At 67.5% G+C, this 26,805-nt stretch carries 21 protein-coding genes and 7 pseudogenes; 17 read left to right on the top strand and 11 right to left on the bottom strand.

Translation table 11 applies throughout. The features are described 5' to 3' along the window. Window positions 1-183 precede the first annotated feature (183 nt). Together OG953_RS00240 and OG953_RS00235 are read left to right on the top strand one after the other, a co-directional pair. On the top strand, window positions 184-1,509 hold the full coding sequence (locus tag OG953_RS00240; RefSeq protein WP_405681796.1) for a transposase: 1,326 nt from the start codon (window positions 184-186) through the stop codon (window positions 1,507-1,509). Between the two features lie 50 nt (window positions 1,510-1,559). Beyond that, entirely contained in the window at window positions 1,560-2,282 is a 723-nt protein-coding gene (locus OG953_RS00235; RefSeq protein WP_405681795.1) for an IS5 family transposase, read from the top strand. On the opposite strand, the pseudogene OG953_RS00230 reads toward OG953_RS00235, so the two are convergent. Then, window positions 2,279-3,466, bottom strand: a pseudogene (locus OG953_RS00230) (IS4 family transposase); the annotation flags it as partial. The gene OG953_RS00235 and the pseudogene OG953_RS00230 overlap by 4 nt on opposite strands. Before the next feature lie 89 nt (window positions 3,467-3,555). Here OG953_RS00230 and istA point away from each other — a divergent pair. Both istA and istB read left to right on the top strand, forming a co-directional pair. After that, entirely contained in the window at window positions 3,556-4,971 is a 1,416-nt protein-coding gene (istA, locus tag OG953_RS00225) for an IS21 family transposase (RefSeq protein WP_405681794.1), read from the top strand. Beyond that, complete coding sequence (istB, locus tag OG953_RS00220) at window positions 4,968-5,741, top strand: IS21-like element helper ATPase IstB (RefSeq protein WP_405681793.1); 774 nt, start codon at window positions 4,968-4,970, stop codon at window positions 5,739-5,741. Before istA ends, istB begins: the two co-directional genes overlap by 4 nt. Here the strand turns inward: istB and OG953_RS00215 are convergent. Then, window positions 5,684-6,025 carry a transposase domain-containing protein gene (locus OG953_RS00215; RefSeq protein ID WP_405691530.1) on the bottom strand — a complete coding sequence of 114 codons (342 nt, stop codon included), beginning with the start codon at window positions 6,023-6,025 and terminating at the stop codon, window positions 5,684-5,686. The two genes, istB and OG953_RS00215, sit on opposite strands and share 58 nt — an antisense overlap. Before the next feature lie 164 nt (window positions 6,026-6,189). On the opposite strand from OG953_RS00215, the gene OG953_RS00210 reads away from it, so the two are divergent. Both OG953_RS00210 and OG953_RS00205 read left to right on the top strand, forming a co-directional pair. Beyond that, entirely contained in the window at window positions 6,190-6,414 is a 225-nt protein-coding gene (locus tag OG953_RS00210) for a hypothetical protein (RefSeq protein WP_405681791.1), read from the top strand. A 59-nt stretch (window positions 6,415-6,473) separates the two neighbouring features. After that, entirely contained in the window at window positions 6,474-6,818 is a 345-nt protein-coding gene (locus OG953_RS00205) for a hypothetical protein (protein ID WP_405681790.1), read from the top strand. A gap of 10 nt (window positions 6,819-6,828) precedes the next feature. Here the strand turns inward: OG953_RS00205 and OG953_RS00200 are convergent, their stop codons facing one another. From OG953_RS00200 to vanY-N, 3 genes are all read right to left on the bottom strand, one after another. Continuing rightward, complete coding sequence (locus tag OG953_RS00200) at window positions 6,829-7,374, bottom strand: hypothetical protein (RefSeq protein WP_405681789.1); 546 nt, start codon at window positions 7,372-7,374, stop codon at window positions 6,829-6,831. Window positions 7,375-7,916: 542 nt separating this feature from the next. Continuing rightward, entirely contained in the window at window positions 7,917-8,576 is a 660-nt protein-coding gene (locus tag OG953_RS00195) for an ATP-binding protein (protein ID WP_405681788.1), read from the bottom strand. Continuing rightward, on the bottom strand, window positions 8,557-9,108 hold the full coding sequence (vanY-N, locus tag OG953_RS00190; protein WP_266694172.1) for a D,D-peptidase/D,D-carboxypeptidase VanY-N: 552 nt from the start codon (window positions 9,106-9,108) through the stop codon (window positions 8,557-8,559). Before vanY-N ends, OG953_RS00195 begins: the two co-directional genes overlap by 20 nt. Before the next feature lie 86 nt (window positions 9,109-9,194). Here vanY-N and OG953_RS00185 point away from each other — a divergent pair, with 86 nt between their 5' ends. Next, window positions 9,195-9,890 carry a response regulator transcription factor gene (locus OG953_RS00185; protein ID WP_405681787.1) on the top strand — a complete coding sequence of 232 codons (696 nt, stop codon included), beginning with the start codon at window positions 9,195-9,197 and terminating at the stop codon, window positions 9,888-9,890. After that, a complete protein-coding gene (locus OG953_RS00180; protein WP_326769889.1) occupies window positions 9,883-11,004 on the top strand; it encodes a HAMP domain-containing sensor histidine kinase in 1,122 nt (373 codons plus the stop codon). Before OG953_RS00185 ends, OG953_RS00180 begins: the two co-directional genes overlap by 8 nt. A 118-nt stretch (window positions 11,005-11,122) precedes the next feature. Here OG953_RS00180 and OG953_RS00175 read toward each other — a convergent pair. After that, window positions 11,123-11,416 (bottom strand): annotated as a pseudogene (locus OG953_RS00175) (peptidoglycan bridge formation glycyltransferase FemA/FemB family protein); the annotation flags it as partial. A 265-nt stretch (window positions 11,417-11,681) separates the two neighbouring features. Continuing rightward, entirely contained in the window at window positions 11,682-13,064 is a 1,383-nt protein-coding gene (murF, locus tag OG953_RS00170; RefSeq protein ID WP_317865730.1) for a UDP-N-acetylmuramoyl-tripeptide--D-alanyl-D-alanine ligase, read from the bottom strand. A 441-nt stretch (window positions 13,065-13,505) separates the two neighbouring features. Between murF and vanH the strand changes: the two genes are divergently transcribed. Genes vanH through OG953_RS00150 form a run of 4 tightly spaced genes read left to right on the top strand, consistent with a single transcriptional unit; the run spans window position 13,506 to window position 16,822 of the window. Then, entirely contained in the window at window positions 13,506-14,546 is a 1,041-nt protein-coding gene (gene vanH, locus OG953_RS00165; protein WP_405681786.1) for a D-lactate dehydrogenase VanH, read from the top strand. Beyond that, window positions 14,534-15,574 (top strand): D-alanine--(R)-lactate ligase, encoded by a 1,041-nt coding sequence (vanA, locus tag OG953_RS00160; protein ID WP_326763361.1) that lies wholly within the window; start codon window positions 14,534-14,536, stop codon window positions 15,572-15,574. The genes vanH and vanA overlap by 13 nt, the downstream gene beginning before the upstream one ends. Next, window positions 15,571-16,179: a D-Ala-D-Ala dipeptidase VanX gene (gene vanX / locus OG953_RS00155; RefSeq protein ID WP_148841722.1), complete on the top strand. Its 609-nt coding sequence runs from the start codon at window positions 15,571-15,573 to the stop codon at window positions 16,177-16,179. The genes vanA and vanX overlap by 4 nt, the downstream gene beginning before the upstream one ends. A 58-nt stretch (window positions 16,180-16,237) precedes the next feature. Further along, the gene (locus tag OG953_RS00150; protein ID WP_405681785.1) at window positions 16,238-16,822 is read left to right on the top strand and encodes a hypothetical protein; all 585 of its coding nucleotides are present in this window, start codon (window positions 16,238-16,240) and stop codon (window positions 16,820-16,822) included. A 160-nt stretch (window positions 16,823-16,982) separates the two neighbouring features. Here OG953_RS00150 and OG953_RS00145 read toward each other — a convergent pair. Next, window positions 16,983-17,256, bottom strand: a pseudogene (locus OG953_RS00145) (IS5/IS1182 family transposase); the annotation flags it as partial. A 746-nt stretch (window positions 17,257-18,002) separates the two neighbouring features. Here OG953_RS00145 and OG953_RS00140 point away from each other — a divergent pair. The 3 genes and pseudogenes from OG953_RS00140 to OG953_RS00130 all read left to right on the top strand — a co-directional run. Then, a pseudogene (locus OG953_RS00140) lies at window positions 18,003-18,818 on the top strand (ABC transporter transmembrane domain-containing protein); the annotation flags it as partial. 157 nt (window positions 18,819-18,975) lie between these two features. Beyond that, the gene (locus OG953_RS00135; protein WP_405691528.1) at window positions 18,976-19,752 is read left to right on the top strand and encodes a cation:proton antiporter; all 777 of its coding nucleotides are present in this window, start codon (window positions 18,976-18,978) and stop codon (window positions 19,750-19,752) included. Window positions 19,753-19,969: 217 nt separating this feature from the next. After that, on the top strand, window positions 19,970-21,109 hold the full coding sequence (locus OG953_RS00130; protein WP_405681784.1) for a lipid II:glycine glycyltransferase FemX: 1,140 nt from the start codon (window positions 19,970-19,972) through the stop codon (window positions 21,107-21,109). 30 nt (window positions 21,110-21,139) lie between these two features. Here the strand turns inward: OG953_RS00130 and OG953_RS00125 are convergent. The 3 pseudogenes from OG953_RS00125 to OG953_RS00115 all read right to left on the bottom strand — a co-directional run. Continuing rightward, window positions 21,140-21,339: pseudogene (locus OG953_RS00125) on the bottom strand (ferredoxin). Window positions 21,340-22,036: 697 nt separating this feature from the next. Further along, window positions 22,037-23,541, bottom strand: a pseudogene (locus OG953_RS00120) (ISL3 family transposase). 264 nt (window positions 23,542-23,805) lie between these two features. After that, window positions 23,806-24,144: pseudogene (locus tag OG953_RS00115) on the bottom strand (helicase associated domain-containing protein); the annotation flags it as partial. Window positions 24,145-24,369: 225 nt separating this feature from the next. Here OG953_RS00115 and OG953_RS00110 point away from each other — a divergent pair. Together OG953_RS00110 and OG953_RS00105 are read left to right on the top strand one after the other, a co-directional pair. Next, complete coding sequence (locus OG953_RS00110; RefSeq protein WP_405681783.1) at window positions 24,370-26,061, top strand: Mu transposase C-terminal domain-containing protein; 1,692 nt, start codon at window positions 24,370-24,372, stop codon at window positions 26,059-26,061. Continuing rightward, a complete protein-coding gene (locus OG953_RS00105) occupies window positions 26,058-26,801 on the top strand; it encodes an AAA family ATPase (RefSeq protein WP_405681782.1) in 744 nt (247 codons plus the stop codon). Before OG953_RS00110 ends, OG953_RS00105 begins: the two co-directional genes overlap by 4 nt. Window positions 26,802-26,805: the final 4 nt, after the last annotated feature.

The raw sequence follows: 26,805 nt of genomic DNA, 5'->3' as shown, positions 1-26,805 counted from the left end.
AGGTCGTCAGAGAGCGGAGCCTCTTCCGCGTGTCCGGAGGCGCGGAACGTCATGTCAGGCGTGGTGATCACGGTGTTGGCGCAAACATTTCACCCACCAGGTTCTACCCGCGTAGCTACTGGCGGGGTGACATGAGAGCGCATCAATCGCCGCCCACCCGAGCCACTTCACCCAGGAGAGACGATGCGCGCCCGCATACGCATTGCCGCCACCAGCTCCGCTCTCACCCTCGCCGTCAGCACCCTCATCATCGGCTCCACCGCAGGCACCGCCCACGCCGCCACCTGCTCCCAGGCCTACCTGCCGCTACCTGACTCCAAGTGCACCCCCGGCAGCTACAACCCGGACGTCACCCAGTCGACCATCAACTCCACGATCTGCGTGTCCGGCTGGACCGCGACGGTTCGCCCGTCGACGTCGTACACCAACAAGCTCAAGGCGCAGGGCATCATCGACTACGGATACGCGGACACCAGCATGTCCTCCTATGAGGAGGACATGCTGGTGCCGCTGGAATTGGGCGGGCACCCGACCGACCCGGCCAACCTCTGGCCCGAGCCCCGCGCCGCTGCACGGGCACGCGCCACCCACTACCGCCGCATCAACCCCAGGCCGAAGCCCGCACCGTCCCCGAGACCCGCGCCCGCCTCGGCCCTCTCACCGGCCGAACGGGCAGAGATCCTGGCGCTGTTGAACCGGCCGGAGTACGCCGACCTGCCGCCCGCGCAGGTCTGGGCGCGTGAGCTGGACGCGGGGAACTACTGGTGCTCGGAGCGCACGATGTACCGGATCCTGTCCGCCGCCGGGCAGAACGGCGAACGCCGCCGCCAGGCCACCCACCCGGCCAGGACGATCCCCGAGCTGGTGGCGACCGGGCCGTCGCAGGTCTTCACCTGGGACATCACCAAGCTGCCCGGCCCGGACAAGGGCATCTGGTACCACGCCTACGTCGTCATCGACATCTTCAGCCGCTACATCGTCGGCCACACCGTCGAGCGGGCCGAAACGGCTGAGCGGGCGGAGGAGTTGATCCGCGAGACGATCGAGCGCAACGGCATCGTGCCCGAGACGGTGCACGCGGACCGCGGCACCTCGATGACCAGCAAGAAGGTCTCCCAACTGCTGCTCGACCTCGGCATCACCAGGAGTCACTCGCGCCCCAGGGTCAGCAACGACAATCCCTACTCGGAAAGCCAGTTCAGGACCACGAAGTACGCCGACTACCCGGAACGGTTCGATTCGCTGGCCCATGCCCGGGAGTGGATGGACGCCTTCACCACCTACTACAACCACGACCACAGACACTCCGGGATCGGCCTGCACACCCCCGCCTCCGTCCACTTCGGCACTTCAGAGGAGGTCCGCGACCAGCGGGACGTCGCACTCGCCGAGGCATACGAGCGCCACCCCGAACGCTTCGCCCGCCGACCGAAGCCACCCGAGATACCCGGCCAGGTCTGGATCAACGACCCGACGAAACGCAGGGCACCCGAACCACAAGGTTCATAGCACCGCGAACGTCTCATTTGGCTTGACAACTACCGATCCAGGAGGCCCTGTTGTCGCAGTTCTACGCCCTGGCTGCGGCCGGGTCCAGCCCGGCCACTCCGTCGTGTGACTGCCTCGCGCACCGGTTCGGGAACGCCACCGACAACGGAACGCACGAGCGCCGCTACCCCACCGACATGACGGACGCCCAGTGGGCAGCGATCCGTCCGCTGCTACCGGTGCCGGGCTGGCTGCAGGGACGGGGCGGGCAGCCGGAGGCGTACTGCCACCGGGCGATACTGGACGCGGTCCACTACCTGGTCGACAACGGAACCAAATGGCGGGCCCTGCCCGCGGACTTCCCGCCGTGGGACCGGGTCTACGCCTTCTTCCGCCGCTGGCGCGACCATGGCCTGGTCACCGAGTTCCATGACCGGCTGCGCGGGAAGGTCCGCGAGAAGGCGGGCCGGGACCCGGAGCCCAGCGCCGGGGTGATCGACTCCCAGTCGGTCAAGGCCGACGCCGTCGTCGGCTCCGACAGCCGGGGCTTCGACGGCGGCAAGCTGATCAACGGACGCAAGCGCCACGCCGTAGTCGACACGCTCGGCCTGCTGCTCGCCGTGATGGTCACCCCCGCGGACACCGGCGACCGCACCGCCGCGCAGACACTCCTCGCACAGGTCGCCGACGCACACCACCGGCTGGAACTGGTCTGGGCCGACGGCGGCTACACCGGCAGCCTCATCACCCACTGCCTCACCGCTCTCGCCCTAGTCCCAACGCCGTTCGGTTAGCCGTCTGGCGTGCTTGGCAATGTGTTGATCGCGATCTGGACGGTGGTCTTGTGGGTTCGGTGGTCGATGTGGCGGCCGACGGCGCGGTACTTGGAGCTGATCGCTCGTTTCTTCACGCGGGGCCGGGTCCGGTTACGGCGGGCGGGTAGGAGGTCGTCGAGGATGGCGGTGCCGATCCGGCCGACGAGGTCGATCTGCGTGTGGGGGATGATGCCGGCGGCACGGACGATCTGGTCACGTGCCGTGTTCAGCGCGATGGTGAATGCGGCGCGGTCGGGGTCGATGTCGGGCCGGTGCAGGACAGCGTCGCTCATCGCGGTGCGAAGCACCTGGTAGGCGACCAGGAGTGCCCAGGTTTCCTGGGTGACGGCTGCTGGGTGGCGGCCGCGGAGGACTCTGCCACTGAGGATGGTCGATTTCAGTTCGCAGTAGCTGGTCTCGATCTCCCAGCGTTCGTGGTAGAGCCTGACCAGGCCGGTCGCGGGTGCCTCGTCGGGATCAAGCAGGCTGGTGACGAGCCGGTAGGTGCTGTGGGTGACGGCGCGCTCGTCGGCGCCGTCGGCGGGGGTGACGGTGATGGCGGCCTCGATGACGCGGACGGTGACCTCGCCGATGCGGGACAGGAACGTGCCGTCGGGCAGACGATGCAGGATCGGCAGCTTGAGCGCTGTGCTGTGGGTCTTGGCGCGGATGAGGAAGTCCGCGCCCGTGGACGCGACGGTGCCCACGAACCCGGTGGCCGAGAAGTTCCGGTCACCCAGCAGCAGCATCCCGGGCCGGAGTGCTCCGGTCGTGCCCGCGGTGGTGACCAGGTCACCGGCGTAGGTCAGCTCGCCGGTCTTATCGGTGCCGAAGGCCGCGTCCAGGAGTGTTCGGGTCCCGCAGGCCACCAGCGCGACCATGCGCAGCATCGGGTATCCGGCCGGCCCGTTCGGCCCGGCCTTCGCCTTGGGGAACGCCGACAGGTTCGCGGGTGTGTCCGGTAGCGCGATCTGGGTGCCGTCGATCGCGACCACCAGCCTGCCCGCGAACCGTGTCACCTGTGTCGCGGTCACTGCTGCGGGGCCTTTGACCAGGTCGAACAGTGCTTGCAATGGCTTGGGGCCGACCCGTCGCATCGCAGCCGTGATCGATGAAGGTGTCGGCGTACGGGCTCTGGTGCAGAGGTGCGTACGGGTTGATCTGCAGAGGTGCTCCGGCGTGTCTGGCCGGGGCCGGGGCGGTGAGTGGAGTCTGTCGCTGACGTTGTGCGGCGATGAGGGAGGCTCGGGGCATGCTGCTGGAACCGGAGCGGTGGCTGGAGTTGCGGCGCTTCCGGTCTCTGCATGAGGCTGGCGCGAGCATCTCGGAGATCGCCCGGGAGACCGGCCTGAACTGGCGCACGGTCAAGAAGTACCTGGAGAGCGACGGGCCGCCCGAGCCTCCGGCTCCGGCGCCGCGGTCGGATCTGGGCAACCAGGTGATCAAGCCATGGGCGCATGTGATCGATGCCTGGCTGCGGGCCGAGGTGCTGCTGAAAGCCGCGGTGATCCATGAGCGTCTCGTCGAGCAGTACGGCTTCCCGCACCACTACCAGCGCGTCAAGATGTATGTGCAGCAGGCCCGCCCCAGGATCGCGGAGGAGCTCGGATACACCCCGCGGGAGCTGGCCCGCCTCCACCGTCGTTTCGAGGTGGTGCCCGGCGCTCAGGCCCAGGTCGACTGGGGTGACGAGGGCGGCATTCTGGCCCATGTCGGGATCCCGAAGGTCTACTCCTTCCACATGGTCCTGTCCTACTCCCGGGATCCGTTCTGCTGTTTCACCACCAGCCAGAACCTGGCGGCGTTCTGGGAGTGCCACCGCCGGGCGTTCGCGCATTACGGCGGGGTGCCCGGCGTGATCGTCTACGACCGGACCAAGACCGTGGTCCGCCGTCATGTCGCACCCGGCGAGGCGGTCCCGCTGCATCCGGAGGCCGTCGCATTCGCCGGGCACTACGACTTCGACATCGATGTGCTGGCCGCCTACCGGCCCACCGGCAAGGGCCGGGTCGAACGCCAGGTGACCATCGTCCGTGATCACGTACTGGCCGGCCGGGCCTTCTCCGGGCTGGATGACCTGGACGGGGCGTTCATGGCCTGGGTCCCCCAGCGCCGGGCCCGCACCCACCGCACCCACGGCGAAGTGATCGGCGTGCGAGCCACACGAGATCACGCCGCGCTGCGGCCGCTGCCGGCCCGCCCCTACATCGTCGCCGACCGATTCTTGCGGCACGTCGGCAAGGACTGCCTGGTCGCTTTCGACGCCAACTTGTACTCGGTGCCCGCCATCAAGGTCCGCCACCGACAGTTGGTCGAGGTCAGGGCCTCGGCTGCCACGGTCGCACTGCATTCCACCGTGCCCGACGCCCAGGGCATCACGCTGCTGGCCGTCCATCCGCGCGCGGTCGGCCGCGGCGCCCGCATCGTGGACGAAGCGCACTGGCAGGGCCTGCCCGACGGACATACCCGCGCCACCACCACCGATCCCGGCACGCCTGCGGCCAGGCCGGCCCGCACGGACGCCGAGCCCGGCGGGCTTGTTTCCTTGCTGACCCGGGCCAGAGCCGCGCAAGTCCACGTCGGCACCCGGCCGCTGGCGCTCTACGACCAGATCACCGGCACCCACCCCTTCACCCCCGCCCCCATCGACCCCAGGGACATGCGTTGAGCGAGCTGGTCACCGCCCGGATCCGCGCCACCGCCACCAAGCTCGGCCTGCCCCATCTGACCCAGTCGCTGGCCGAGTACGTCGGGCGGGCCGATGCCGGTCAGATGGCCTACCTCGACTTCCTCGACCTCGTCCTGGAAGAAGAACTCGCCGTCCGTGAAGAGCGCCGCTTCCGCCATGCCCTGCGGGTCTCCCGGCTGCCGCACTACAAGACGATCGAGGAGTACGACTTCTCCTACCAGCCCGAACTCGACCCCAGGAAGGTCAAGGATCTGGCCACCCTCGCGTTCGTCGAGGCCAGGGCCAACGTTGCTCTGTTGGGCCCGCCGGGAGTAGGGAAAACACACCTCGCGGTCGCCCTGGCGGTCGCCGCCTGCCGGGCCGGCTACACGATCTACTTCACGACCCTCGACGACATGGTCCGCCAGCTCAAAGCCGCCGACTCCATCGGCCGCCTGGCCAGCAAACTCCGCACCTACCTACGGCCCAACGTCCTCGTGGTCGATGAGGTCGGATACCTCCCACTGGAACGTGACGAGGCGAACCTCGTCTTCCAGATGCTCTCCAAGCGCTACGAAAAGGGCTCCACCTTGCTGACCTCGAACAAAAGTTTCAGCGAGTGGGGCCAGGTCTTCGGCGACGACGTTCTGGCCACCGCCATCATCGACCGCCTCCTCCACCACTGCGAAATCCTCGCCATCAACGGCGCCAGCTACCGCCTGAAGAACCGCCTCACTGCCATCGAAGGCGGCATCGCCGCCGTCAGCTGACACAGTCTCAAGCTCTGTACATCAGCCCGTACATACCTCTGCACTACAGCCCGTACGCCGACAGAAGGCGCCGGTGCGGGCAGCGGCACGGGTAGCGAGGCGGTCAGCCGGGACCAGATTTGCGCCCAGCCCAGCCCGGTGAACAGCGCGCCGGCGAGGAGGAGGTAGACCACCACCCGCGACGGCAGTCGCCGCACCCGATGCTGCAGACCACCCGCGGATGCGAGCGCCTCGTCGACGAGATCGAACGGAACAACCTGGGTCAACTCGCCCAGGTGCCCCACGGCCAACGCGCCGGGAGCATGCGTAATGACAGAATCGGACACTGCAGCCCTTGTGGAGGAACACGAGTCTTGGCGGACCCGAGAACCACTACAAGGGCTGCACCCGTATCACCAGCCGAAACGCCGAGAGTTGCGCCGCCGATCGAACCCCTAACCGAACGGCATTGGCCCTAGTCCTGGCGATCGTCAAACGCAGCGACGACATGCGCGGCTTCGTGGTGCTGCCCAAGCGGTGGATCGTCGAGCGATTCTTCGCCCACCTGATGCGCACCCGACGCCTGGTGCGCGACTTCGAGCGATCCACCAGCAGCGCCGAGGCGATGATCTACTGGTCGATGACCCTCCTCATGACCCGCCGCCTTGCCCGGCCACGCCCTTCGCGAGCGTGAACGGGGCCGGCGCTGGGGCTTGTGACCCACGCCGGGTTGGCACCTGCGATCATTCGCACATGAGCTACGACCTGGCCGTCTGGCACGGAGAGCGACCGCGTGACGACGAAGCCAGCGCTGTCTTTGACGAGCTTTACGACCGCTACTTCGATTCGGAAGACGTGATCGCCGAGCCGTCGCCGCGCATCGAGGCCTATGTCGAGGCACTCGTCGAGCGGTATCCAGACGATGTCGCCGGCAGCCCCTGGGCGTCACCGCCCGTCATTGACGAGGCCTCGGGCCCGATCGTCTATCTGCTCATGTCCTACAGCAGAGCGGAGGAGGTCTCCGAGTATGCGGCCGCCCTGGCACGCGAGCACGGGCTCGTCTGCTACGACCCCCAGGGAGAAACCCTGCGGGTCTGAGGGTCGCCGTTCACCATCCCTCGCCTTGTCCGGCCACGCCCTGCGAGAGCGAGAACCGACCCGGCACCGGCTCGACCAGCCACCCCCGGGCCACCATCCGCTTCGCCTTCGACCGCAGCGCCTCCACCTTTGCCGGCACCACCTCCAGGCCGAAGCAGACGGCCATCTCCTGGCAGGAAAGCGGACCTTGGCCACCTCGGTCGCGGTCGGCAAGGATTCGCAGGATGCGTTGGTAGTCCACCGACAGCGCCGACCAGGCCAGCCCCGAGTGCCACATCGGCACTACCGACTTCGGCTTCACCGATTCCGAAGCCCCGGCCGGCGCCGGCTGTTCACCGCCATCCGGCAGGTCCACAGCGACATCACGACCGGCGACGCCACCGTCGCCTGGGGCCAGTACCTCGCCGACACGCGAGCAAGCAATGACCCACTCGTTCCAATCCCGCTCGGCAATGGCCAGCTCGGCCTGGATCCGATCGGCCTCCTCCCGCAGTTCGTCCACACGGCGGCGAGCGGCGCACTCACGCTGTTCCAGCAGTCCCACGACCGACGGCATCCCTGGCCTCCACCGGAGCGACGACACGACAGGTCACCACTGCCACAGAACCGCCGCTCCTATGCCTGACCAGCGGAAACGCAGTCCTCAAGCACGGAAAGACAACAACTTCTCAGTCCCGTCGAGTTTGAGGAGAAGTATTGCGTCGGCCAGGTGACGGTCGAACAACTGAACCTGAAACCCCGTCAACCCGCCCTGACCAGCTGATCGGCACCTCCCGCACACCGGGGAAACCTCATGGCCGGCCCGGTCCGTGCCGCTGGATCCGCGCTGGTCGGACGCGGAAGCGGCCTGCCCTATGCCCAGATGAGCGCTTGGACCGGTATTCCTGAAGACGACCTGGCCCAGCAGGTCCAGGACTATCACCGCCTCATGGCTCTCTGAGCTGCTGCACGATCGCTGTCGCGAGGCTCGACGGGTCGGACCCGGGGCTCGCACGCCCGATTCCTGAATGCTGGTCTGGTGGGTGAGGGCAGCGCTGGCGGGGCGGGTTGGTCACCTGGTGGCGGGGGCGAGTTGCACGCGCATGCTGCGAGAGTTCGTCACGTGACCGCAGAGTCATTCCCGGCGGTCATGCTCTGGTACCGCCTGGCCAACGCGGGCCCTAGAACCCACGTGATGTCGTCGGATCCCGGGTCGTACGACCACCCGTCCGCTACCCGGGCGGCAACCAGCCGGTCGAGGGTGGCAGTCAGGGCGCCAGGTGTGTCTGCTGCGCACACGCGCCCGAGTCGGTCTGCCTCGATGATGCCGTGCACGTGGCCGGGGGAGAGGTAGGTGGCCAGCGCGAGTCCGGCGAGCTGTTCTGAGGCCGACAGGCTGCGAAGCGCCGGGGGTGGGGTGCCGTCGCGCGCGTCGTGGGTTCGGGGACGATGGCGCTGTGTGCGGTGGCCTGCGCGCAGGCGCTGCACCGCCCTGGCCTCGGCCACGAAGGCTGCGGGGGACTCCTCGAGACTCCGCCCGTCCAGCATCAGTACGGTGCGATCCGCTGCTGCGGCCCGCTGGGCGAAGCGTCCCAGCAGCGCCGACTTGCCGACACCGCCGGGGCCATGAATGAACAGCACTCGGCCGCCGGTGCACAGCGCCTCCTCGAAGGCAGCGAGCTCTTCCTTTCGTCCGACGAAGGCACGTTGCCTCGCGGCCTGGAGACGCCCCTCCAGGCGCCCGGCATGCTGCCCCTCGTCAACGAGCTTGCAGGGCATCGCGGATCTCCTGGGTCGTTGGTGGCACGTCGGCGTCCGGGCGGTACTCGAAGTGCCACCACTCGTTGTCGTAGATGCGGTAGAGGTCGTAGCGGGCACCGTGTTCCTCAAGCCAGCGCGCGCCTTCGAACGGGCGTACATCCAGCGCGGTGCCCTTGACGTGCCTGGATTCCGCCGGTGGCAGTACGAGCATCCGGGCCGCGGCCGGTGAGCCGACGCGGCGCACCTCCTCGTCGAACAACCGCTGCTGGACGAGGGGATCGCGGTATCCCGAGGTGAGGCCGACGAGCTGCCCATGACGCCAGAGCGCCTCAGCGCGTGCAGCGGTGAACGCCGCCCTGGCACCGTCGGTGAGCCCGGTGAGATCCTCGGCAGGAAATCGGATCCCCAACGCCCAGTGGCAGGCCAGTTCACGGGCGCGGCCGGGATCGCGGACGAACGCAACGGGGAGCAGGAGCACGGCGAGCACCACCGCAAGTACGGTGAACAGCCGGTCACGGGGCCGAAGCGGGATAACGTGTGGCTCGTTCATGCCTCCAGTCAAGGGGGCGTGATGTTGCCAGCCCGTATCCAGTTTTCGATATACCGACGATACGTACCGGCTCGTAACATCGGACTATGCGTGTATTAGTCGTCGAGGACGAACCCTACATGGCAGAGGCGATCCGCGATGGGCTGCGCCTGGAAGCGATCGCGGCCGACACCGCCGGTGACGGTGATACCGCTCTGGAACTGCTGAGCACCAACGCTTACGACATCGCCGTCCTCGACCGGGACATCCCCGGACCTACCGGTGACGAGATCGCCAAACACATCGTCGCCTCCGGCAGCGGCATGCCGATCCTCATGCTGACCGCTGCCGACCGGCTCGACGACAAGGCCACCGGGTTCGAGATCGGCGCCGACGACTACCTCACCAAGCCCTTCGAACTCCGCGAACTCGTGCTCAGGCTCAGAGCACTCGACCGCAGGCGAGCCCACAACAGACCACCTGTGCGAGAGATCGCAGGCTTACGTGTGGATCCGTTCCGCCGCGAGGTCTACCGCGAGGGCCGCTACATCGCGCTGACCAGGAAGCAGTTCGCTGTGCTCGAAGTCCTCGTCGCTGCCGAAGGCGGTGCCGTCAGCGCAGAAGAGTTGCTGGAGCGAGCGTGGGATGAGAACGCCGATCCGTTCACCAACGCCGTGCGCATCACGGTCTCGGCCCTGCGCAAACGCCTTGGCAAGCCCTGGCTGATCGCCACCGTGCCCGGGGTCGGTTACCGCATCGACGCAGGACCGGACGCCGATGACCGGGGAGCGGTGCGTGGATAGGCGTCAAGGGTTGAGCGTCCGCCTCAAGTTCACCCTCAGCTATGCCGGGTTCCTCGTGATCGCGGGCGCATTGCTGCTCGCCGCCGTGTGGGTGTTCCTTCTGCGGGGAAGGTCGAACAGCCTGGCCGTCCCCGATTGGTCCGACTTCCTACGCGTCTTCAAGCCAAGCAATTTCGGCCCAGTCGTCTTCGTCCCGGCGGGAATCCTGGCGCTGGGGTTCCTGCTGGTGTTCGGTCTCGTGGGCGGGTGGATTCTGGCCGGCCGGATGCTCGCCCCGCTGATACGCATCACCGACGCCACACACAGGGTGGCGAACGGACCGCTCTCCCACCGGATCCGCCTACCGGGCCGCCGAGATGAGTTCCGCGAACTCGCCGACTCCTTCGACACCATGCTCGCGCAGCTCGAAGCCCACGTCGCCGAACAGCAGCGATTCGCGGCCAATGCCTCTCACGAACTGCGCACCCCGCTGGCGGTCACGCAGACGCTTCTCGACGCGACCCGCAACGATCCGAACCGCGACACCTGTGAGCTTGTCGAGCGCCTCCGCGTGGTCAACACCCGAGCCATCGACCTCACTGAAGCACTGCTCCTGCTCAACCGCGCCAACCAGCGGTCATTCACCAGGGAAGACGTCGACCTGTCCCTCCTGGCGGAAGAAGCCACTGAAACGCTCCTCCCCTTGGCAGAAAAGCATGGCGTCACCATCGAAACCTCCGGCGACATGAGCACCACCATCGGCTCACAGGCGCTCCTGCTGCAGATGGTCATGAACCTCCTGCACAACGCGATCGGCCACAACCTGCCTGAACAGGGCACCGTATGGGTGCATACCAGCGTCCGCCCCGACACTGTTGTGCTCACTGTCGAGAACACTGGCGAGAAGCTCACCTCACAGCTGGTCTCGACACTCACCGAGCCATTCCAGCGCGGCACCGAACGCATACACAGCAGCCACGCAGGTGTCGGCCTCGGCCTGGCCATCGTCAAGACCATCACCCAGGCACACGACGGAACCCTCACCCTCACCCCCCGCCCCGCCGGCGGGCTCCGCGTCACGGTGCAACTGCCCGCCGCGTCAGCGCACACACAAACAGATGGCGATCAGGCCTGAAGAACGTCCGAATCTCACAGGGGAAACCCGCTGCCTGCTCACGCCCGAACTACGCCGGTCGCTGCTTCCACGCCCACTTCGCGTCTCGCCCGCCGAGTTCCGCCACCGACAGGCCGCCTCAGCCTCGATGGGATATGGAGACGTCGAATGCCTTACAAAGCAGGCGATTCAGCGGCAGATCCCATTCGCCGAGATACTCCAAGGCTTCGCCGCCGGTGCCGACCTTGAACTGGATCAGGCCCAGGTGCAGGAAGTTGTCGTCCACGGCGCCGGTGATGCCGCGCAGGTCGTGGACCGTACATCCGGCAGCCAGAGCATCAGTGATCATCTTCCGCTGCACGGCGTTCGACCCACATACCTCCCGTTCGGCCGTGGCGGAGGCGCCGTAGCTGTACCAGGCGTGTTCTCCGACCCGGCCCGCAGCTCGCAGCACTCCAGATGCGGGCCACCGCCGTCGACCCGATGCGTAGGGCGAAGGTGCCAGAGTGCTTCAGGTGGTCCACCAATGGGTCGAGCCAGCCGGCCAGATCATCCGAGGCCCAGTCGATCACCGGCCCTTCGGGCAGGTACGCCAGCGATGTCTTGAACCCGGGCAGCCGCCACCGCAGGTTGGGTCGCGTTGGACGAGGCGTGATCGCTCACCGTGATGGCACGTACCCGAAAAGCCACAGCCGCTCCTACCTGTCGTCCATCGGTCGACCTACCAGCACATCGTGGGGTCCGGACGCGAGCGCGGCGGCGACCTTGTCGAGGCGCGCCCCGCGGGAGGCCTTGACGAGCACCACATCGCCGGCAGTGAGCCGACCGCGCAGCCACTCGACGGCCGCGGCGTTGTCGGCCAGCGCCACCGCCCGCTCTCCGGCACCGTCGGCGAGCGGCCGGGTGCCGACCGCGACCACCACGTCGGCCCGGGAGGCGGCGTACTCCCCGATGGCGCGGTGCTCGGCCTCGTTGTCGTCGCCGAGTTCGAGCATTTCGCCGAGGACGGCGATGCGGCGCCCGCCCTCGATTGCCGCCAGCGCGTCCAGGGCGGCGCGGGTCGAGTCGGGGTCGGCGTTGAAGGAGTCGTTGAGCAGCGTTGCGCCGCCGACGAGGTCACGTAGTTCCAAGCGCCACTTCGACAGCGAGACCGTGGGCAGCGCTGCCGCGGCCCCATCGAGGGGAACGCCGGCCGCCAGCCCTGCCGCCGCGGCAGCCGACGCGTTGAGCGTCTGGTGAGTGCCCACGAGCGGCAGCCCGACGCGAGCCGAGGTGGCGGCGGTCCGCAGTGTGAAGGACGGCCGGGCGAGCCGGTCAAGGACTACGTCGAGTACGCGAACGTCGGCGTGTTCCGCCTGGCCGAACGTCAGCACCGGGCAGTCGGTGAGCGAGCGCATCGCGACCACCCGGGGATCGTCGGCGCTCAGGACCGCGGTGCCGCCGGGCGCCAGACCCTGCACCAGCTCACCCTTGGCCTGGGCGGTTGCCTCGCGCGACCCGAGATGGCTGAGGTGGGCCTGGCCGACGTTGAGGACGACACCGACGTCGGGCGCGACCAGGCCGGTGAGTTTGGAGATGTCGCCGATGCGGCGGACTCCCATCTCAAGGACGAGGAACCGGGTGGCCGCGTTGGAACGCAGCATGGTGAGCGGCACGCCGAGGTCGTTGTTGAGCGAGCCGATCGTGGCGATCGTCGGCGCGGCGCTCGACAGCACGGCCGCCAGCAGGTCCTTGGTGCTGGTCTTGCCGCGGGATCCGGTCACCCCGACGACAGTCAGCCCGTCGCGCAGCCGTGCCACGACGTGGGTGGCGAGCGCCTGCAACGCGGCCTTGGCGTCCTCGACCACGACGGTCGGTAGCGCCGTGGGCCGGGAGCCGAGCACGGCCACCGCGCCGGCCCGGCCGGCCTGGATGGCGTAGTCGTGGCCGTCGACGTGTTCGCCGGCGAAGGCCACGAAGAGGCCGCCCGGCTCGGCCTGCCGGCCGTCGAGCACGGCCGGCGCGGTCACTGTCACGGCGCCGTCGCCCTCGACCGTCCCGCCGACAACTGTGGCGATCTCACCGAGGCTGAGCGGGATCATGCCCGGACCACGCAAGGATCGGCGAAGCACATCAACAACCGTCCGGTCGCTGTGCTGGCGATCGGGGGCGGGCTGGCGAAGTAGAGGATGGCAGAGGCTGATTCGCTGGAACTCATGCCTTCCAGTCAAGAGAGCGTGGTGTTGCCGGCGCGTATGCAGTTTTCGATACGTCGACGATATGTATGTTGCCGGCCGCTACAGGCGCAGGACGATGCTCGTCCTGATCTTCAAGGACGAGTCCCCAGCCCGTAGAGGTGCCGGCGAGGCGAATGCACAACACGTTGCGTGTCGCCCGCAGAGCTCCGGTCGATCCCACGGGCGAAGCCAGCGCGGCCGACCAGCCGCATCCATGCTCGCGCAGGGTGTTGGCCGGCAACGTATCGTCGGCGTATCAAAAAATGCATACGCGCTGGCAACACCACGCTCTCTTGACTGGCAGGCATGAGTTCCAGCGGACCAACACGAGCAGCGGCGTGCCGCACCCGAGCGCCAGCGTCGCCCTCACGGGCTGTCTCGGCAACGGGAATCACAGTCTATGGGTGCGAGCAGGACGAGGCCCTTCTATTCCGAGAAATGGCGCCTCGCTTTGGCATGGCGCCAACCATCACAAAGGAAGCGGTATCTGAAGCCAATATCGACCTGGCAGTCGGGAACCGATGCATCAGCATCGGCCACAAGACGCACGTCACCCGTGCCACACTCAGCGCACTGAGCCGCGCCGGTGTGGAGTATCTCTCCACACGAAGCGTCGGATGCAACCACATCGACGTGAGCTACGCGGACAGCGTCGGTATCTCCGTCGGAAACGTGGCGTATTCTCCCGACAGCGTTGCCGACTACACGCTCATGCTGATGCTGATGGCCGTGCGCCACGCGAAGGCCACCGTCCGCCGCACCGATGCTCATGACTACCGGCTGAGTGAGATACGCGGCAAAGAGCTGCGCGACCTGACTGTCGGAGTGGTCGGCACGGGGCGTATCGGCACAGCAGTCATCGACCGATTGCGAGGCTTCGGCTGCCGCGTGCTGGCCTACGACAATCGCCCCAAGACCCCCGCCGATTACACGCCGATCGACGAGCTGCTTCAGCACAGCGACATTGTCACGCTCCACACCCCGCTCACCGCAGAAACCCGCCATCTCGTCGATCGCCGACGTATCGACCAGATGAAACACGGCGCGTTCATCGTCAACACCGGACGCGGGCCACTCATCGATACCGAAGCCCTTCTATCGGCATTGGAGAGCGGCAGATTGGGCGGCGCGGCGCTGGACGTCCTCGACGGCGAAGAAGGAATCTTCTACACCGACTGCCGGAACAAGCCCATAGAGAACCGCCAGCTGTTGCGACTACAGGATCTGCCGAATGTGCTCATCAGCCCGCACACGGCCTATTACACCGACCACGCGCTGAGCGACACCATCAGAAACAGCCTCATCAACTGCCTCAACTTTGAAAGCGGGAAAACATGGACAGGTTGAAGATCGGCGTCATCTTCGGGGGCTCTTCCGAAGAACACCCCGTCTCCGTCAAGTCCGCCCAAGAGGTCGCAAAGAACCTCGACACCGGTAAATACGAGCCGTACTGGATCGGCATCACGCAGTCCGGTGCCTGGCAGCTCTGTGACTCCCCTGGCACAGACTGGGAGAACACCGACGCTCGGCCGGTCATGCTGTCACCCGACCGAAGCGTCCACGGACTGCTCGTCCTGGAACAGGACCGATTCGAAGTGATCCGTCTGGACCTCGTGCTGCCCGTCCTGCACGGCACACTCGGCGAAGACGGGGCGATCCAGGGCCTGTTGGAGCTCTCTGGCGTCCCCTATGCCGGCTGCGATATCCAGAGCTCTGCCATCTGCATGGACAAATCCCTGACCTACGCCGTCGCCAAGAGCGCGGGCATCGCCACGCCAAATTTCCGGGTGGTCGCGGGAGACGAGAAGGTCGACGCCGAACAGCTTCCTTATCCCGTCTTCGTGAAGCCGGCCCGTTCGGGCTCATCCTTCGGCGTCAGCAAAGTCGCCGGAGCAGAGGACTTGCCGAGTGCGCTGGAGGCCGCACGGCAGTACGACTCGAAGGTCCTGATCGAAGAGGCCGTGGCCGGGAGCGAGGTCGGCTGCGCGATCCTGGGGGACCCATCCACCCCGATCGCGGGCGAGGTGGACCGCGTAGCCCTCTCCCACGGATTCTTCAGGATCCACCAGGAGGAGTCACCCGAGAGTGGTTCGGAGAACTCGACGTTCATCGTTCCCGCCGACATCTCCGAAGAATCGCGTCGGCTCGTCCAAGAGAGCGCCAAGACCATCTACCGCACACTGGGCTGCCAGGGGCTTGCCCGCGTGGACGTGTTCCTCCAGGACGACGGCCAGGTGGTACTCAACGAAGTCAACACCTTTCCCGGCATGACCTCCTACAGCCGCTATCCCCGGATGATGGGCGCCGCAGGAATGCCGCTTTCCGACGTCATCGACCGGCTCGTGTCAATGACACTGCACCGGAAAAAGCGATGAACGGCGACTTCGGGTACCTGGACGAGCTGGTGCCCGGCATCCGTTGGGATGCCAAGTACGCCACCGGGGACAACTTCACCGGAAAGCCGGTAGACGGATACCTGGTGAATCGGATAGTCGGCACCAGAGCCTTGTGCGCAGCCCTGGGGCGAGCGCAGGAAAAAGCCGCGTCCCGCGGCTTCGGCTTGCTTGTCTGGGACGGATACCGTCCGCAACGCGCCGTCGACTGCTTCATGCGCTGGTCCGAACAGTCGGAGGACGGCCGGACAAAGCAGCGGCACTACCCCAATATCGACAGGTCCGAGCTTTTCGACAAGGGATACGTGGCTGCCAAGTCAGGCCACAGCCGCGGCAGTTCCGTCGACTTGACGCTCTACACCCTTGCCACCGGAGAAAATGCTTGCATGGGTGGTGACCACGACCTCATGGACTCGATCTCACATCATGGAGCAGCAGGAATAAGACCCATCGAAGCGGAAAACCGCGAGCACCTTTGCTCCGTAATGGAGGACTGCGGATTTGCTCGCTACGCCTGCGAGTGGTGGCACTACACGCTGGAAAGCGAGCCTTACTCAGATGTCTATTTCGACTTTCCCATCACATGATGGAAGCCTCCCTTACGTCTCACAGTGGGGAAGCCTGGACCGGAACGACGAGGTCGTCATGCGGCGTGCCGCCCCATCCAGGATCGACGTCTTCCTGAGGCGCACCGATCCATCGCAACTGCACGACTGGACCTCCGACGGGTACCACTCGCGCGAGGAGTACCTGTTCTGGTCCCGCAAAGTCTGCGGCTTGGCATGTCTGCAGTCCCTGCTCCACGGCTGGACGGACACCCGACTGCTGATGCGTGAACTCCTTGCGCTGGCCCTCGACTGGGGTTGCTACGTGGCGGAACCCCAGGGCAAGGTCCAAGGACTGATATACCGGCCATTCATGGCTTGGGTCAGCTCACACTTCGGATTCAAATGCCAACTGGTCGAGAACACACCGATTCAAGCATCCGCCCGAGCGGTGCGCCCCGGGCAAGCCCTGATCGCTTCAGTGTCTCCTGAGATTCGCGACCCAAGCACCTATAAACCGCGGCGGGGAGGGCATCTTGTGCTGGTTCATGAGGTCCATGGCGGGACGGTGCGGTTCCATAATCCGTCGGGCTACTCCCACAATGCGGACTCCGCATCGCTGCCCATGCGCGTATTCGAGCGCTTCCACGCAGGACGAGGAATCCTGGTCAGTGTGACACCGTGAGGCCAGGCGAACCGGCACCGCGCGCCGCTGCGAGCGCACGATTGAGGGTCTGCTGAGCCGGCATCAGCCCGGCCCGGGCGGGCGCGGGAGGAGTGTGGTCCCTCACGGCCCGTCCCCCGAGCCGTGGTCGGCCTGAAAGAGCTCCAGTTGAGCTTCTTCGGCGCTGCCGCTGCGGGCTGGAGACCGCTTCGGCGATTGACGTCCTGCGGTGGGACTGCCACGGTATCTGCGGACGACCCGCCAGGACGTCAGGCGGGCGGCGCCGCGCTCGACCGGTGCCCGGGCCCGCCGGGGGCCCCGGTGACGCCCGCGCTCAGCCAGGGGCCGGCGCCCTGGGTCGGCGGGATCGGCCAGGACGGAAACGGCCTGGCCCTCACAGATGCGGATGATCCGGTGAGTGCGGGCGCGGTCAGGTCGTGAGCCCGGCCCGACAGCGTGCGGGCGGAATACCCCACGACGGTCGCTGAGATGTACCACGGGGGTCGGGACGCCCCCCGTACACAGCCTTCTCCACACCCAGCTCCACCGGCCGGTCCGCGTTGCCGGACCGGTCCGACCCCTGCGGTACGGCGATCATCGGGGCCCTGTTCGCGGCGGTGCCTCACTGCAGTCGGGGCCGACCACTTCGGTGGTGGGCTGCATGACCCTCGGGATCAGGACCAGGGCTTGTTCCGGGCTGCCCGGCATGAAGGTGAAAGCCGGCCGCCCGGTGACTGCCCGCACCTGCACCCCGTGCCGGCGGCGCGTGGGGGAGCAGTCCGCGCGTGAGACTGCGACCCGGTCGCACTCGGCGAGGGCGCCGCCCGGCAGAGGGTCGAGTACGGCAGGACAGATGACCAACGAGGCCCCCCGGGCAGCATGATGGAGACATCAGACATCTCGATCAACAGCCCCGGGGCCTCGCTCGTGGCGGCTCGCAGACCGTCACTTGACGCGGCCACCTCGAGGCTCACCGTCGGCAAAAGCGGGATCACGTCACGGCGGCAAGCCGACGAGCCCCGGGGCGAGAGGGTGATCGCGGTGGTCCCCCGCGCCGCGGCAGCCGTGCGGCACGGACACCGACAGATGCGTCCAAGTGCCCGAAGTCTTCAGTTGGACTCACTCGTGGACATCGACTTGGTTCAGCACGATTGAGATTCGCTGACTTCGTGAGCCGTGTGAGAGGGGCACCTGCGTGGAAATGGTGTTGCGCTACCAGGGGGTGAGGAAGAGCGATGACGATCCCGATCCCTGGCGGACCACGATCCACCCGGGGACGGTGCGCCGAGTGCTCGCCTACTTCCGCCCGCACATCCGCATGGTGGCGCTCTTCGTCGTAGTCGCCACGATGGAGGCGCTGACCGTCGCCGCAACTCCCTTGCTGCTGAGGGAGCTCGTCGACAACGGCATCGTCAAGAACGATCGCGGGGTCGTGATCTTGACGGCCTGCCTGGCCGTCGGCCTTGCCGTGCTGGGCGCGGGGTTGTCGCTGGTGTCCGCCTACATCTCCGGGCGGATCGGGCAGGTGGTCAGCTACGACCTCCGGGTTCAGGCGCTCGACCACGTCCGGCGGCTGCCGCTCGCGTTCTTCACCCGCACCCAGACGGGGGTGCTGGTCGGCCGGCTGCACACCGAACTGATCATGGCACAGCAGCAGTTCAGCGGCTTGCTGATGGCGGCCACCAGTGCGGTCATGGTCGTGGTGGTGCTGGCCGAGCTGTTCTACCTGTCGTGGCTTGTCGGCGTCATCACGCTGGCGCTGGTTCCGATATTCATCGTGCCCTGGGTTCACGTGGGGCGGGTGATACAGCGGCGCACCCAACGGCAGATGGACGAGAACGCCGGCCTCGGCGGACGGCTGCAGGAGCGGTTCAACGTACAGGGGGCGATGCTCTTTAAGCTCTTCGGCCGTCCGGACGAGGAGATGGCCGAATACGCGGATCGTGCCAATAGGATCCGCAAGATCGGCGTGAACCTTGCCGTCTGGGGCCGGATGGCCTTCGTGATGATGACGCTGATGGCCTCGCTCTTCCGCTATCCCACCGCGGAGGAGGTCTCACTGGCGTCTCTGGAGCATCTGCGGACCGATCGCGAGCACGGGAAAGCGACGCCGGATGTCCTGCGCGACGTGAGTTTTCACGTGCAGGCCGGAACCCTCACCGCAGAACTCCCGCCTGGGGCGGCTGTCCCTGGTCGCCGCCTCGATCGACGACGCGGCGGCCTGGTGCTTCCTGGCCACGCTGACGGCCGTGCACACCGGTTCCGGGGCCGCCGACGCTCTGCCCATGATCGGCTACAGCATCCTGTTCACCGCCGTGATGCTGCTCGGAGTGTCCCGGCTGCTGCGGCCGCTGGCGCGGCACGTCGGCCGACAGGGCACGCTGAGCCCCGGCGTGATGTACGTCGTCGTCATCGTCCCGATCGTCTGCGGATACCTCACCGACCTGATCGGGATCTACTCGGTCTTCGGCGGCTTCATCGCCGGCCTGGCCATGCCCCGTGACCCGCAGTTCCGCCAAGCGCTGCACAGCCGGATGATGGATACCGTCTCCACGCTACTGCTGCCCGTCTTCTTCGCCCTGTCCGGCCTCACCACCGACCTGCGGAGCATCTCGGCCGACACCCTGCTGTTCGGCGTCGCCGCGCTCCTGGCGGGACTCGCGGGCAAATACTTCGGCAGCACCCTGGCCATGAAGACACTCCGCTTCAGTTGGCGCGAGGCATTCGCTGTGGGAGGAAGTATGAACGCCCGCGGCATGATGATCATCATCTTCATCAACATCGGCTTGGCGCAGGGCCTGATCACCAAGCCGGTGTTCTCCGTTCTCGTCATGGTCGCCGTCATCACGAGCACCGCGGCCCTGCCGCTGTACCGCCGGGCGCTCCCGAAACACCTGGAGATGCACTCGGCAGCGAAGCGCCCACTCCGGCGCCGGCACCACGCCCCCTGACGACAACCGACATGCACTGATGTGCAAGTACCCGCCGGAGGTCCAGACCCATGGTCGGGCCGAGGACATCCCGGCAGCCACCGGCTGGTGGCGGCCAGAACCAGATAGTGAGCCGCCGGGTGGTGACATATCGTCGGCGTATCGAGAATCGCATACGCCCGGGCAACACCCTGCTGCATTGACTGGTGGCATGTCCTTCAACCCCTCCAGCGAACCAATGCGACCTGCAGCCCGGAATCCGGTCGTCAGGCCGATCAGCGCCGCCGAGCATATGGCGTTCGTGCGGGCCCAGCGGTCGGTCAGCTTTCTGCAGACCCCGGCGTGGGGCCGCGTCAAGACCGAGTGGCGCAGCGAGTCCCTCGGCTGGTTCGAGGGTCGGCGCCTGGTTGGTGCTGGGCTCGTACTGCACCGCCCGGTGCCGCGGCTCGACCGCTTCACGCTGGCGTATCTACCCGAGGGCCCGGTCATCGACTGGAGCGGCGAGATCGGTGCTTGGCTCGATCCGCTGGCGATCTATCTCAAGGCCCACGGCGCGTTCGCGATCCGGCTCGGCCCGCCGGTGCGCACACACACCTGGAGCGCCGCCCAGGTCAAGGAGGGCATCGCCGACCCGGGCAGCAAACGGCTCACCGACATCTCCGGCCACTGGGCCGACCCGGTCGGTGCCCGCGTGGCCAGCTGGTTCCGGGACGCCGGCTGGCTGCCGCAGAGCCCGGAGGACGGGTTCGGGGTCGGGCATCCACAGTTCAAGTACGAGATCCCGATGGTAGGCAGGACCGAGGACGAGCTGCTCAGGGGCATGAACCAGCAGTGGCGTCGCAACATCAAGAAGGCGGCTAAGGAGGGCGTCGAGGTCACGGTCAGCGACAGGGGCCCGGAGGACCTCAAGGCGTTTCACGACCTCTACGTCCACACCGCCGAGCGCGACCACTTCACACCCCGGCCGCTGCGCTACTTCGAGACCATGTTCGCGGCGCTGAGTGCCGAGGACCCCGAGCGGATCAAGCTCTACCTGGCCCGCCATCAGGGCGACTTGGCCGCCGCTACTCTCCTGGTCCGCGTCGGCACCCACGCCGTGTACGCCTATGGCGCCTCCTCCACCGCGAAGCGCGAGGTGCGCGGCTCCAACGCCTGCCAGTGGGCGATGATCCGCGACTCGCTCGCGGCCGGCTGCGACGTCTACGATCTGCGTGGCATCACCCCCACCCTCGACGCCGACGACCCGCACGTCGGCCTTGTCCAGTTCAAAGTCGGCACCGGCGGCCAGGCGATGCGGTACATCGGCGAGTGGGACCTGCCGCTGCGACCGATGGTTTACCGGGCCTTCGATCTCTATATGAGGCGGCGCGGACGCTGAACCGCACACACGACTCGATCGGTGCGGCGGTCACGACGACTCCCCGAGCCGGATCGCAGCCGCGGGGCATATCGTGGCCGACTCGCGTACGGCGTCGTGGAGTTCGGAGGGCGGAGTGTCATCGAGGAGTTCGACCATGCCGTCCTCGTCCCGCTGGTCGAAGACGTCGGGGCGACCATCACGCACTGGCCCGAGGCAACACACCTGGGAACGTCGACCTCAACACGCATCATGGTTCTTCCCTGTTTCTCTGTGCGGGGCCCGTCACCAGATGACGGGTATTTACTCGACGCCGTAGACGATGGAGCCCTGCCTGAAGTCGATCTCCCTCCGTGGCACGGCAATCTTCAGGTCGGGAGGTGCCGGAAGAGCTCGGGCAGGACGATCCGCAGTTCGGTACGGGGCGGGCACTGGAAGGGCCGGGGATGACTCCGTTGCGCGAAGGGGACTTGGGAAGGTCACCTCCGCAACGGAGAAGCTTCGTTGCGTGTGGTTGCGCATCCATCCATCATCGTCTCGCTACTGTGACCTGCGCACTCACAAGATCCCCGGGGCTTTGCAATCGCCCTGCCTGGCTACCGGCGACTGCGATATTCGCGTTACGCCGACGACACCATGCTCGGGTTCGCAGGACCGAATGCAGAAGCCGAGAAATAAAAGAGCGGCTGGCGCCCGAAAACACCACAGATGGGTCTGGGTAGCGAGCGGTAGAACTCGGTTGGTTGATTGCTATCGGCATCCGGCGGTGAGCCGGCCGTCGAAGGCGTTGAGCGCTGCCTTCCAGCGCATGGTCATCAACGGCATCCACGGCGGCCTCCCCGGCCTTGGCATCACTCATCACGTCAGCCATCAACTGTTGTTTCCAACTCGGGAGTTACACCAGTCACCGGGCTCTGTCCCGTAATCGGTGGTAGCGCTATGTGGTGGTCATTGGAGGAGGATGCGGTGGCGGAGCAGGGGAATCCGGCTCGGCCGTGCATCTGTCTCGTGATCCTCTTGGTGCGTGTGTTGACGCCCTCGGTGCGGCCGTTGTGGTGGGGGTGAGTGAGGCCGGCGTTGACCGCGGCGCGGTCGAGTTCGAGGCCGTTCGCGAAGGTGTGCAGGTGGGGCAGGTTGCAGGCGCGGACGGCTGTGATCCACTCGGTGAGCTTGGTGTCGTTGCCGGTGGCGGGGGTGAGGAGTTCAGCGAACTCCTTGACGAGACGCGCGAGTTCGGTCATCTCGGGGCAGGCGGCGGTGAGTTCACACAGGAGTTCGGCGTCCTTGTCCCGCAGGTTGTCGGGGTGGGTGAGGAGAAGGCGGGCGAGGCGGCGCGGGGTGATGACGGGCCGGTCGCCCTCGGCCCGGCCCTGGGTGATGTAGCGGTAGAGCAGATTGAGGCTGCCGGTGTAGCCCAGTTCCTTGATCTCGCGGAAGAGCTGAAGCACGGGGACGGCGGGGTCCGCGGCCCGGCGGGCGCGCAGGTGGTCGCGGTAGGGGTCGACGAGGGTGGGCCGGTACTGCGGGGCCCGGCGCAGGGCGTTGGGCTCCTGGGTGCGGGCGTAGCGCTTGACGGTGTTGAGGGCGAGGTTCAGGCGGCGGGCGCATTCGAGCAGGCCGACGCCCTTGCCAAGGAGGTCGTGGACCTGGTGCCAGCGTTCGCGGGTGGTCTGCCCGCGTGCTCCCTCGGGGCGGGGTGGGTTGACGGTGGCCCAGCAGGAGCTGTGGGAGCGGACCTCGGCCAGGGCCTTGTCGCAGAGGTTGTGCCACAGGTGCCACCGGTCGCTGACCTGCACCGCGGCGGGCAGGGCCCGGCGTATGGCCTCGCCGTAGGCGCCTGAGCCGTCCCGGCAGACGATCTCAGCGCCGGGATGTTCGCGCAGCCACGCCTCAAGGGTGTCCGCGCTGCGGTCGGGGAGTACGTCGATCCGCTCGCCGGTCTCGGCGTTGATCACGATGGTGGCGTACCGGTGGCGGCGCTTGAGCGCGAAGTCGTCCACGCCCAGCACCCGCGGTACCCGGCGCGGAGGCAGCGGCAGTCGCATGAGCATCCGCAGGGCGGTCGAGCGCGACACCGCGGTGGCCAGAGCCCGGGAGAGGCGGGCGCCCGCCCGGCCCGCTAACTCCCTGACTACGCTGCCGAGTTGGTCGGTGAGCCGGTTCGTCCGGCGCTGGTAGCGCCCCAGCAGGCCGGGCACCTGCTCACGAAACGTCTGCCGCGGACAGCCCAGCACCGGGCACACCAGGCGCCGCACCCTCACCGACACCACCACCCGCCTGCCGTCCACCGCCACGTCCGCCACCGTCCGGCCGTGAAAGCCGTGCACCCGCCCGGTCGGCGTCCCGCACACCGGACACGGCACCGGATCATCGCGGGTACGCGCCACCACCCGGACCAGCTCACCCTCATCCGCCACACCCTCGATGACCAGGGCAGACAGACCCGAAAACACCACACCCACAAGGGCATTGACCTCAAGCACGCCCCAGCCTGACACACAGTGACGTACGGTCACCACCGATTACGGGACAGAGCCAGTCACCGTACAGACCCGCTGCAAGAACGACTGACCAGCGCCCGCCAGAACAACCGCTTCATGGACAAACGCATCGCCGACCTCGAAGCCCAACTCGCTCCGTACCTCACCACCTCGCCGCCGCGCCCCTGACCCAAGCTTCTGATCCATTGCCAAACGAGAGGGGCCTGCCAACGACCGTCAGAACCAGTCGATGCCCAGGTCCCGCAGCGCTGCCCGCTGTTCCGGGGTGAGCTTGTCCCGTCTCGATTTGGTGTTGCTGTACCAGATGCCGAGCTTGGTCTCGGTTCCGTCGGGCAGGACCTCCACCGCCTTCCGGGGTACGGGTCGGTCCGCGCCTTCCCGCTCGATCCACTGGGCGAGAGCCGACAGGCCCCGCTGGAACGCTTGCTGTGCCTTGCCCTGCCCCTTGGCCGCGCCGGCCGCCGCCGGGGCAGGAGACGGGGCCTGAGTGCCCCGTATGCCCAGCGCTGTCAGCCGTTCCTGCTGTTCGGTCGACAGCTGCGCCCAGGTGCCCGGTGCGATGTGCCGGTTTCGTGTCACTGGAATGGTGTCAGTGACGGCACGTCAGATGTGGGGGGTTTGTGCTGTTGGTGGCCCGGTTTGGGGGATCGGGTCACTGACATGGGGTGGTACATGGGGGTCATGCTGCTGACACGGAGCGGTACATCCCCCTGTGCTCCGCTGTCATGGGAACGGTACTTCTGATCCTTGAGCGGCTGCGTGGCGGCATCGTGGGCTGGCATGGAGGACGGTGGTGTTGTTGATGCGGGCGGCGGATTGCCTGTGGCGTCGCGGGTGGCATTGCGTGGTCCGGCGGTTCGGCGGCTGCTCGCGCTGCGGGTGGGGGGTGAGCTGACTGCAGGTCATGTCCGGGTGGCTGCGGTAGCGCTGGGGGTGTCGGAGCGCACGGTGTGGCGGTGGCTGGCCGTCGCTGCTGAGGGCGATGAGGCCGCGGCTGCCGCTCCGGCGGACCGTGGCCGTGTCGGTGTGAGGTTCACGATCACCCCGGAGGTGCGCGGTCTGCTGGCGTTGTGGAAGGGGAACGTACGGGCGGTCCACCGGGAATTGACGGTCCGGGCGGCTCGCCAGTCCCCGCCCGGTGCAGCGCCGTCACTGACGACGCTGCACCGGGCGATTCGGCGTGATCTGTCGCCGGGTGAGCGGGCGGGGCTTGTGGGTGGGGAGCGGGCGGCGCGTAAGCATGATGTGTTCCTGGCCCGGCCGCGGGGCTGGCGGAACCAGGTGTGGGAGAGCGACCATGTGCAGGCCCCTGTGCTGGTCGATGTCGAGGGGACCGCGCGCAGGCCGTGGATCACGTGGTTCACCGACTGCGCGACGAACGCGATTACCGGTGTCGTGGTCACGCCGGTGCATCCGTCGCGGGAGTCGGTGCTCGCGGCGCTGCGCTCCGCGGTCCTGCGTGAGGACCCTTACGGCCCGTTCGGCGGTCTGCCGGAGACGGTGCGGGTGGACCGGGGCAAGGACTTCTTGTCCAGGACGGTGACGGCCGCGTTCGATCTCCTGGATGTGACGGTGGAGGACCTGCCCGCCTACACCCCTCACCTCAAGGGCACTGTGGAGGGCCTGAACCGTGCTGTGGAGGGCATGTTCCTGGCCGCGCTGCCCGGCTACGCCCGCCAGCCCCGCCCCGGCAAACGGCCTTCCCGCCCGAAGGACGAGATGCTGCTCGGCTTCGAGGATTTCACCGCCCGGCTGCTGGCCTGGACACGGTGGTGGAACACCGAGCACCGCCCCGCGCCGTTGCGGGGTAGGACTCCGCTTGAGGCGTGGCAGGACGACCCCACCCCGCTGCAGGACGTGTCGGCGGCGGATCTGTGGACGTTCACCCTGGAGGACGCCGGTACCCGCACGCTGACCACCCGCGGAGTCCGCTTCCGTAAACGCGACTACGTCGGGGCGTGGATGACCGGCCAGGCCGGGATCCACGTCCGCATCCGCTTCATGCCTCACCACGACCACTGCATCGAGGTCTACCACGCGGCCACCGGCCGCTACCTCGGTCCTGCGGACCTGGCCGACCAGGCCACCGAGGAACAGGTCAGAGCGGTACGGCGGGTGCGGGCCGCCCGCACCCGCCGCCTGAAGAAGGACCTGGAGGCTTCCCAGCGCGAGCGCTACGCCGCCGCCACCCAGCCCGAGGCTCCGCAGCGGCTCGGCGCGCTGACCGCTGTGCAGGCTGAGGCCGAGCTCGCCCAAGCCAGTGATACCGACCTGTCGGATCTCGCGATGCCGGACCTCATCCCGCCCGCTGCGCCTCCGGCCGGGTGGCGCACTCCTGCTTCCCTGGCCGCGCTGACCACGCCAGGCCGGCCCGCACCGGTCCTGCCCGGCCGTGATTCCACTCCCGCCCCCGATGGCCTGGGCGGGCGGGCCGCACGTCTCACCACCGACGAAGACGGAGATGCCTCGTGACCGCGGCCACCTACCAGTACGTCGACCTGCCTGATGCGTCCGTGGTCACCACCCGCGCCCTGCTCACCGCCCGGGAGAACATCGCCGACACCGTCGCCGCCCGCGCGATGATGTGCATCCACGGCGGCGCCGGTTTCGGCAAGACCCTCGCCGTCAACACCTGCCTGCGGGAACTCGAACCGCACGAGGACGTCCGCAAGATCACTTTCCGGGCCCGGCCCACCGCCCGCGCGGTGCGCTACGAGCTGTTCACCGCGCTCGACCTGGCCGGCGAGCCACCGCGCCACCCCAGCGAGTTCGACCGCCTGCTGAAGACCGCTCTGGCTGAACGCCCCCGCACCTTCCTTGTCGACGAGGCCCAGTGGCTCAACGGGGAGGCGTTCGAATACTTCCGCTACCTGTGGGACGAACCCTCAACCCAGCTCGCGATCATCTTCGTCGGCGGCGAGGGCTGCCACACCGTGCTGCGCCGCGAACCGATGCTCTCCTCCCGCATCTTCATCTGGCAGCACTTCACCCGCCTCACTCCCAGCGAGGTCCTCGAGGCCATCCCGCTATTCCATCCGATCTGGGCCGACGCCGATCCCAAGGACATCACCTTCGCCGACAGCCACGCCGCACACGGCAACTTCCGCGCCTGGGCCCAGCTGACTGCCCATACCCGCACCGCCCTGGCACGCACCGGCCGTCCCCGCGTGGACCAGGAACTGCTGCGCTGGGCCTTCAGCCGCCTCGCCTGACCAC

The sequence above is a fragment of the Streptomyces sp. NBC_00057 genome (assembly GCF_045041165.1).
Taxonomy (GTDB): Bacteria; Actinomycetota; Actinomycetes; order Streptomycetales; family Streptomycetaceae; genus Streptomyces.
This window is presented reverse-complemented; position numbering and strand designations above follow the sequence as displayed.

Coding starts and splice junctions, on each gene's coding strand:
- OG953_RS00240 (WP_405681796.1), top strand. CDS start 184: ATGCGCGCCCGCATACGCATTGCCGCCACCAGCTCCGCTCTCACCCTC.
- istA (WP_405681794.1), top strand. CDS start 3,556: ATGCTGCTGGAACCGGAGCGGTGGCTGGAGTTGCGGCGCTTCCGGTCT.
- OG953_RS00205 (WP_405681790.1), top strand. CDS start 6,474: ATGAGCTACGACCTGGCCGTCTGGCACGGAGAGCGACCGCGTGACGAC.
- OG953_RS00200 (WP_405681789.1), bottom strand. CDS start 7,374: ATGCCGTCGGTCGTGGGACTGCTGGAACAGCGTGAGTGCGCCGCTCGC.
- OG953_RS00195 (WP_405681788.1), bottom strand. CDS start 8,576: ATGCCCTGCAAGCTCGTTGACGAGGGGCAGCATGCCGGGCGCCTGGAG.
- vanY-N (WP_266694172.1), bottom strand. CDS start 9,108: ATGAACGAGCCACACGTTATCCCGCTTCGGCCCCGTGACCGGCTGTTC.
- OG953_RS00185 (WP_405681787.1), top strand. CDS start 9,195: ATGCGTGTATTAGTCGTCGAGGACGAACCCTACATGGCAGAGGCGATC.
- murF (WP_317865730.1), bottom strand. CDS start 13,064: ATGATCCCGCTCAGCCTCGGTGAGATCGCCACAGTTGTCGGCGGGACG.
- vanH (WP_405681786.1), top strand. CDS start 13,506: ATGAGTTCCAGCGGACCAACACGAGCAGCGGCGTGCCGCACCCGAGCG.
- vanA (WP_326763361.1), top strand. CDS start 14,534: ATGGACAGGTTGAAGATCGGCGTCATCTTCGGGGGCTCTTCCGAAGAA.
- vanX (WP_148841722.1), top strand. CDS start 15,571: ATGAACGGCGACTTCGGGTACCTGGACGAGCTGGTGCCCGGCATCCGT.
- OG953_RS00150 (WP_405681785.1), top strand. CDS start 16,238: ATGCGGCGTGCCGCCCCATCCAGGATCGACGTCTTCCTGAGGCGCACC.
- OG953_RS00130 (WP_405681784.1), top strand. CDS start 19,970: ATGCGACCTGCAGCCCGGAATCCGGTCGTCAGGCCGATCAGCGCCGCC.
- OG953_RS00110 (WP_405681783.1), top strand. CDS start 24,370: ATGGAGGACGGTGGTGTTGTTGATGCGGGCGGCGGATTGCCTGTGGCG.